This window comes from Laedolimicola sp., assembly GCF_051972735.1.
GTDB classification, from domain to species: Bacteria; Bacillota; Clostridia; order Lachnospirales; family Lachnospiraceae; genus Laedolimicola; species Laedolimicola intestinihominis.
In genome coordinates, this window is sequence record NZ_JBOKYU010000012.1 from 47077 (window position 1) to 54633 (window position 7557).

7 protein-coding genes and 1 tRNA gene are annotated in these 7557 nt (G+C 51.5%); 2 read left to right on the plus strand and 6 right to left on the minus strand.

The window, feature by feature from the left end:
* Window position 1 precedes the first annotated feature (1 nt).
* The 5 genes from ispG to thyA form a co-directional block, all read right to left on the minus strand.
* The gene (ispG, locus tag ACTRC3_RS04880) at window positions 2–1060 is read right to left on the minus strand and encodes a flavodoxin-dependent (E)-4-hydroxy-3-methylbut-2-enyl-diphosphate synthase (RefSeq protein WP_178038853.1); all 1059 of its coding nucleotides are present in this window, start codon (window positions 1058–1060) and stop codon (window positions 2–4) included.
* Complete coding sequence (locus ACTRC3_RS04885; RefSeq protein WP_440321971.1) at window positions 1057–2274, minus strand: FtsW/RodA/SpoVE family cell cycle protein; 1218 nt, start codon at window positions 2272–2274, stop codon at window positions 1057–1059. Before ACTRC3_RS04885 ends, ispG begins: the two co-directional genes overlap by 4 nt.
* Window positions 2275–2562: 288 nt before the next feature.
* On the minus strand, window positions 2563–3588 hold the full coding sequence (locus ACTRC3_RS04890) for a branched-chain amino acid aminotransferase (RefSeq protein ID WP_158362885.1): 1026 nt from the start codon (window positions 3586–3588) through the stop codon (window positions 2563–2565).
* A 187-nt stretch (window positions 3589–3775) separates the two neighbouring features.
* A complete protein-coding gene (locus ACTRC3_RS04895; RefSeq protein WP_178038854.1) occupies window positions 3776–4267 on the minus strand; it encodes a dihydrofolate reductase in 492 nt (163 codons plus the stop codon).
* Window positions 4268–4331: 64 nt separating this feature from the next.
* On the minus strand, window positions 4332–5180 hold the full coding sequence (gene thyA / locus ACTRC3_RS04900) for a thymidylate synthase (protein ID WP_440321974.1): 849 nt from the start codon (window positions 5178–5180) through the stop codon (window positions 4332–4334).
* Between the two features lie 219 nt (window positions 5181–5399).
* Between thyA and ACTRC3_RS04905 the strand changes: the two genes are divergently transcribed.
* Window positions 5400–5472, plus strand: a tRNA-Gly gene (locus tag ACTRC3_RS04905).
* Window positions 5473–5681: 209 nt separating this feature from the next.
* Window positions 5682–6518, plus strand: a complete 837-nt coding sequence (locus ACTRC3_RS04910; protein ID WP_440321976.1) for an amidohydrolase family protein — start codon at window positions 5682–5684, stop codon at window positions 6516–6518.
* A 213-nt stretch (window positions 6519–6731) separates the two neighbouring features.
* Here ACTRC3_RS04910 and ACTRC3_RS04915 read toward each other — a convergent pair.
* The coding region (locus ACTRC3_RS04915) for an N-acetylmuramoyl-L-alanine amidase family protein (RefSeq protein ID WP_440321978.1) at window positions 6732–7557 on the minus strand (826 nt) is incomplete at its 5' end.

Below are 7557 nucleotides of genomic sequence, written 5' to 3' on the forward strand. Positions count from 1 at the left end.
CCTAGTTCTCGTTCCAGTGTAACAGCTCCTCGCGCAGCGCGCCCAGAAGCTCGCTCTCCGGCATTCGCTGTACGATTTCGCCCTTCTTAATCAGCATACCAGTGCCCTTGCCGCCCGCGATTCCGATGTCGGCCTCCTTGGCCTCGCCCGGTCCGTTGACCACACAGCCCATGACTGCCACCTTGATGTCATCCAGCGGAATATCTTCTACCATGCGCTCTACCTGGTTGGCTAGGCCGATGAGGTCAATCTGGGTTCTTCCGCAGGTAGGACATGACACGACCTCAATGCCGCCTTTGCGGAGCCCCAGCGTCTTCAGGATACGTTTTGCGGAGCGGATCTCCTCCAACGGATCACCGGTCAGGGATACACGGATCGTGTCGCCGATGCCCTGGTACAGGATGATACCCAGTCCCACGGCGGACTTGATATTGCCGGAATACAGGGTGCCGGACTCGGTGATTCCCACATGGAGGGGATAATCGGTCTTTGCGGCAATCAGTTCATGGGCCCTGGCGCACATCATCACGTCGGAGGACTTGATGCTGATAACCAGATTGTCATAGCCCATGTCTTCGATGAGGTGTACCTTATCCAGGGCGCTCTCCACGATACCCTCTGCGGTGACGCCGTGGTATTTTTCCACCAGCTCTTTCTCCAGGGAACCGCTGTTGACGCCTACGCGGATGGGGATACTGCGCTCTTTCGCAGCGTCTACTACGGCCTGTACACGTTCCCTGCTTCCGATGTTGCCCGGATTGATACGAATCTTGTCCGCGCCGTGCTTGATGGCCGCCAGTGCCAGCTTATAATCAAAATGAATATCTGCCACCAGCGGAATCGTAATCTGCTTCTTAATCTCAGTCAGCGCCTCCGCTGCCTCCATGGTTGGAACCGCGCAGCGGATAATGTCGCAGCCTGCCGCTGTCAGGGCCTGAATCTGCGCCACCGTCGCCTGCACATTCTCTGTCTTTGTGTTCGTCATGGACTGAATCAGGATCGGATTGCCCCCTCCGATGACCCGGCCGCCAATTTTAATTACTTTTGTATGTTCTCTCATCCCATTCTTGCCTCCCGCAATTCTTTTTCCTTTTTGAAACGACTCTGCTTCTCTACATTTAACACCATGCCAATCTCAAATAGCAGGAATACCGACGCCGTTCCTCCGTAACTGAAGAAGGGCAGGGTAACGCCCGTGGTCGGAAACAGGCTGGTGACTACCATCAGATTCAACACGACCTGCAGGGCCACATGGGAAAAGACCCCGATGGCCAGCAGACGCCCGAAGGTATCCTCCGCCTCCTGTGCCACACTGTAAAGCTGATATAGCAGGTAGATAAACATCAGGATAATCAGCCCCGCGCCAAAAACGCCAAGCTCCTCACAGATAATGGAAAAAATCATATCATTATAAGGCTCCGGAATACGGCCCAGCTTCTGGATACTATTTCCAAGCCCCTTTCCAAAGAGCCCGCCGGAACCGATAGCGTACAGCGCCTGCAGGGACTGATAGGCCTTGTCCGACTCATAAGAATAAGGATCCAGCCACGCCAGGATACGGGCGCCACGAAAACCACCGTTTCCACTGCCCACATCTCCGGAATCCAGCTTTTGCTTCAGATAGAAAATCAGCGCTCCGACTCCCGTGGCTCCCGCTCCGCCCATCAGCATAAAGGGCCAGTACTTCGGATATACCATAAAGGCCATCAGGAAACTGATGCCCAATACGATGGTAGCCGTACTCATATTGTTGCTGATTTTCAGGATCATTACAGACACCACAGCCGTCGGAATCAGAACCGTGATAAAGTTCTTCATATTATCCAGCCTGCCGGAATAATTGCCTATCAACGTCGCGGAAAATAAAATCATCGCCACCTTGACCGGCTCCGCCACCTGGAACTGACCAAGACCCGGGATACGGATCCATCGGGTCGCGCCCTTTACGGTGACGCCCAGTCCCGGCACCTTCAAAAGCAAAATGAGCACAATCGAAGCCAGAAACCCCAACATCGCAAAATGCTTCCAGAAATGATAATCCACATTGGCGACAAACAGCATCACCACAATGCCCAGGATGCTGTATTTCAGCTGACTCATCAACAGAAAGGTGGGATCATGGTTGAACGCGTCACTCATACTGGCCGTATAATAGCTGGCACTGTATATCATCACCAGACCAAAGACGATCAAAAATAAGACGGCCACGATCAGGTTCATATCATAACTGAACAGATAAGAGAGAACTCTTCTCTTTTTCTTTTTTTTCGCCATCTGGCACTCCTTTTTGAAACTCGTTTACTTTTTATTATACTTTCTTCCCATCCCTCTTGCAAGCTGAAAACGGATATCCGTCAAAGAAGAATCCTGCAAAGCAGGATTCTTCGCCTGCGGCGGGTCGCCTCAGCGACACAATTCCACTCCGCCGCAGTGCGATCCTGCCCGAAGGGCTTTGTTATGTAATAGGAGATTCCAACGGAATTTTCTATTACATAACAAGAGACAGGACAAGTCTCCTTATCCCGTCTCTTATGTAACGTAAAGTGCCGTCTTGTTTAAAAATTACTCTACGACCTTGATCCAGCCCTTCGGAGCCTCGATGCGGCCCATCTGGATACCTGTCAGGGTGTCATACAGCTTCTTGGTAACCGGTCCCATATCGGTCATGCCGCTGGGGAAGCAGATCTCGTTGCCGTGATCTACGATCTTTCCTACCGGAGAAATTACGGCTGCTGTTCCGCAAAGTCCGCACTCCGCAAACTCCTTTACCTCTGCGAACGGCACGGTTCTCTCCTCTACTTCCATTCCCAGGTACTCTTTTGCTACGTATACCAGAGAACGGCGCGTGATGGACGGAAGAATGCTGTTGGACTTCGGAGTTACCAGCTTGCCATCCTTCGTTACAAACAGGAAGTTTGCTCCGCCTGTCTCCTCTACGTTGGTTCTGGTCGCCGCATCCAGATACAGGTTCTCATCGAAGCCCTCCTGATGCGCGGTTACGATAGCGTGCATACTCATGGCATAGTTCAGACCTGCCTTGATGTGGCCTGATCCATGGGGCGCCGCACGGTCAAAATCAGATACCTTGATGGTAAGGGGCTTTACACCGCCCTTGAAGTACGGTCCTACCGGAGTACCAAATACACGGAATTGATACTCGTCAGCCGGCTTTACGCCGATAACCGGGTTGGTTCCGAACATATACGGACGGATATACAGGGTTGCGCCTGTTCCGTAAGGCGGTACATATGCTTCATTTGCCTTTACTGTCTGTACAACTGCGTCTACAAAACGATCCTCCGGGAATACCGGCATCTCCAGACGCTTTGCAGACTGAACCATACGCTCTGCGTTCAGGTCCGGACGGAAGATAACCGTCTTGCCCTGCTCTGTGGTGTATGCCTTCATACCCTCAAATACCGTCTGTGCGTACTGCAGAACGCCTGCACACTCATTCAGGACTACATTTGCGTCATCGGTGAGACCGCCCTCATCCCATGCGCCATCCTTAAAGTTGGATACGTAACGCTTATCTGTCTGTACGTAACCAAAACCGATATTTGACCAGTCTAAATTTTTCTTTTCCATGTCAAAGCTCCTCCTTACACTCATTCAGTAATTTTCTGATTTTCCTTTCGGGATTCCTGAAAATTCACTCCAGCCGTATGCCTGTATTTACACTGAGGCTGCCGCGGTCTTACCCGTACTGAACTTTAATTTTTTATATTATAGATCAGTTTCTTTGATACTGCAATGAGAAAAAGTGTGAAATTTCCTATTTTTTTCGTTCGTATTTACAGAAGGTGAACTCCAGGTCGAAATAGGTCTTCTCGTCGCTCTCACCGGTCAGCTCCCACTCCGGATCCTCCTCCAGGTTCGGGAACCAGGCGTCAGCCATGTATTCATGATCGATGTGGGTCACATGGGCCACATCGCAGTAGGGAAGGAACTGCCTGTAAATGGTATCACCGCCGATGACATATACATCCTCCGGCGGGTACTCGCTGATAAGCTCCAGCGCCTCTTCTACCGTGTGAACCACCTCTGCGCCCTTCACTTTGTATTCCGGATTCCGGGTCAGCACGATGTTTGTGCGGTTCTTTAAGGGAAGACCGTTCGGGAAGGTCTCCAGGGTCTTGCGGCCCATGACAACCACTTTTCCGGTGGTGGTGGTGCGGAAGAACTTCATGTCCTCCGGGATGCTGACCAGCAGCTTGTTCTGGTAGCCAATGGCCCAGTTTTTATCTACGGCAACAATTAAGTTCATAGTGAAAACTCCTTTTACATATTTTTACTTATCATACTTTCTTACATACAACAGTCGCAAGCACCTATACCGCAATGGGAATATCCTTAATCTGCGGCTCTGTCTCATACCCTTCCACATGCAGATCATCCGTGGTAAACGCGTAGAAATCCTTCACCTCCGGGTTCAGCCATACCTTCGGCGCCGGATGCTCCGGGCGCTCAATCAGCTCTCTGACAATGTCCACATGGCGGTCGTAGATATGGGCGTCCGCAATCACATGAACCAGCTCGCCGGGAACCATATCACAGACCTGGGCCACCATCATCAGCAGAATGGCGTACTGGCACACATTCCAGTTATTGGCCGCCAGCACGTCCTGGGAGCGCTGGTTCAGCACCATATTGAGCACCAGCTTCTCCTCGCCCGACCGCTTGGTCACATTATAGGTAACGCCGTAAGCGCAGGGGTACAGATGCATCTCACTCAAATCCGAAAATACATAAGTATTCGTCATAATCCGACGGCTGTAGGGATTCTGCTTTAGATCGAAAAGCACCCGATCCATCTGATCCATATCGCCCTCCTTGTAATGACTCTTCACGCCGATCTGGTAGCCATAGGCCTTGCCGATGGATCCGGTCTCATCGGCCCACTCGTCCCAGATATGACTGTTCAGGTCGTGGATGTTGTTGGACTTCTTCTGGTAAATCCAGAGGATCTCGTCCATACAGCTTTTAAGCCCCGTCCTTCGAAGCGTCAGCGCCGGAAACCCCTTCGACAAATCATAACGGTTCACCACGCCAAACTTCTTAATCGTATAGGCAGAAGTTCCGTCCTCCCATTTAGGACGCACCTTCTCCCCCTCGGTGCTGGTGCCGTTCTCGATGATGTCCCGGCACATCTCTTTAAATATCTGATCTGCATAACTCATGCGGTATCTTCCTCCCTGTCGCTCTCATCAGGTATTACGCTTTCTGAATCGTAATCCCTTTTCACTGTTTTCTATTATAGGAAATAATCGGCCTGTTTACAAGGGTTTGCACCCTATCGAAAATTTTTTTGATTTTTTTTTGAAAAACCTGTTGACAAATGAAACAAAATCCTGTAAGATACAACATGTCGCTGATGAACAGCAGCCGACACAACTGATGCGATAGTGGCGTAGTTGGTAACGCGCGACCTTGCCAAGGTCGAGACCGCGGGTTCGAGCCCCGTCTATCGCTCTCATCAAAAGGAATTCTGAAAAATCAGAATTCTTTTTTTGATCTGAATCATCAAAATCCATATATAGCCCAAATCTCCCCTGCTCCTGCTCTGCCCTTGAAAAATAAAATAAAATCTCCTATACTAAACTATGTAAGTTTTTAGAAAAATTTTTTTATCCTCAAAATACGGATATTAAATTTTACTGATATACAGGAGGACCCTCACCATGATCATTGATTTCCATGCACATATATTTCCCAATACCGTGGCACACCGGGCAGTCTGCAATCTGGAGCAGGTGGGCCGGGTAGTGGCTTATACAGACGGAACACTGGAAGACCTGCGTCATTCCATGAAAGAGGCAGGCGTCACCCATTCCGTGGTGCTCCCCATCGTCACAAAGCCCTCTCAGTTTCGCCATATCAACGAATTCGCCTGCTCCATCACCCACGAAGAGCCGGACGAAGACGGCCTTTCTATCATCAGCTTCGGCGGTATCCACCCGGACTCCCCGGACTATAAAGGCGAGCTCCGTGCTATCCGCGACATGGGTCTCAAGGGCATCAAGCTCCATCCCACCTATCAGAACACCTACATTGATGACATCCGCTATGAGCGCATCATCGGCTACGCCACAGAGCTGGGACTGCTGATCTCCATCCACTGTGGCCGGGATCTGGGCTTCCCGCGCCAGGTAAACGCCACCCCGGCCCGCCTGCACCACATGCTGGAGGATGTCTTCCCGGGCGACAAAGGCGACACCTCCAAACTGATCCTGGCCCACCTGGGCGGACACGATATGGAAAATGAGTCCGAGCAGCTTCTGGTGGGCGGCAGCTACTACATGGATCTGGCTTATATCCTGCGCCTGGCCCTGCCTGAACAAATCCTGCGCATGAGCCGCAACCACGGCATCGACAAAATCCTGTTTGCAACCGATTCTCCCTGGAGCGGGCAGAAGGAGGATGTGGAGTATATCAAACGTATCGGTTTCACCGATGATGAATTAGAGAAAATTCTCTATAAAAATGGAGCCAAACTACTCGGTCTCAAAAAATCTTAATTCCATACAAAGAAGCGAGAGAAATCCCCTCTCACCGGGTTTAGCTTGTTTTCCGTCGCTTCCGTTTGCGCTAGGCAGCGCCTGAAGGAGCCACTGTTTGAGGCCCTTTAGGGCTGAGTTTGGCGGTCAGGCGCGAATAAGCCGTGCGAACGGAAGCAGGAAAACTATGCGTTCCCGGTGAGAGGGGATTTCTCTCGCTTCGTCCGTCTATATTTACTTTTTCACAGCCTCTGTCCTAAGCTCATAGGTATTATATGCCCGTATAAGCAACTCCGATTCCTCACCTTCTGTCACGGGAACCGTGAAGGTGATGTCGTCGCCGGTTCCTTCCGGCCACAGATACAGTTTAGACCAGCTATCCCCTCCATCCAGGCTGTAGTCATAATACATGACGCGGCTGTCGGGATCTTCGGCGTGGAGCGCGATCCGGGCGTTCGCCGTGTCCTGACGGGTCAGTGTGTAGTAAACGTTGACCGGATCTGTGCTGTCGGGACGCACCGGAGATGATACAGGCTCAGGTGTGTCGGTTGTGGGCAGTTCCGGCAGATTTTTCCCCTTCTGCAGGCCAAAGAACGCGGCAATTCCGGCGGCGTCACATTTGCCGAGCTCTGCCAGCTTTTCATCGGTATTCATGCGTGCCCAGTCGTCATCCTGATCCATGTAACCGTGCTCGATGATGATAGCCGGAATCCTAAGCGCCTTGCTTTCCCGGATGATTCCATAGTAATCTGCCCCTTTGCTTCCAAGCCGTGTCTTCACCCCTTTGGATACGAAGCCGTCGCCGACCAGCCGGCTCAGCACCTGATCGCCGACACCCTTTCCCCAGGCGTAGTAGCTTCCGAAAGCTGAGGTGAATACTTCGGATCCGAAGAAATTGTGTTCCTCTGAGGCATTCAGATGCAGACTAATCAGATAGTCCGCGCCTACGGATTTTGCGTAGGCCGCCCGCTGTTTCAGGGTCAGGGCTTTGTCTGTCTCCCGTGTATACAGAACTTCCACATTGCCGTAGGCGGACAGCTCCACGCCTTCCCCCTGCGCC

What these genes read in the sequence shown, in the direction of transcription:
- thyA (WP_440321974.1), bottom strand. Translation starts at nt 5,180, where the DNA reads ATGAGTTATGCAGATCAGATATTTAAAGAGATGTGCCGGGACATCATC.
- ACTRC3_RS04890 (WP_158362885.1), bottom strand. Translation starts at nt 3,588, where the DNA reads ATGGAAAAGAAAAATTTAGACTGGTCAAATATCGGTTTTGGTTACGTA.
- ACTRC3_RS04910 (WP_440321976.1), top strand. Translation starts at nt 5,682, where the DNA reads ATGATCATTGATTTCCATGCACATATATTTCCCAATACCGTGGCACAC.
- ACTRC3_RS04885 (WP_440321971.1), bottom strand. Translation starts at nt 2,274, where the DNA reads ATGGCGAAAAAAAAGAAAAAGAGAAGAGTTCTCTCTTATCTGTTCAGT.
- ACTRC3_RS04895 (WP_178038854.1), bottom strand. Translation starts at nt 4,267, where the DNA reads ATGAACTTAATTGTTGCCGTAGATAAAAACTGGGCCATTGGCTACCAG.
- ispG (WP_178038853.1), bottom strand. Translation starts at nt 1,060, where the DNA reads ATGAGAGAACATACAAAAGTAATTAAAATTGGCGGCCGGGTCATCGGA.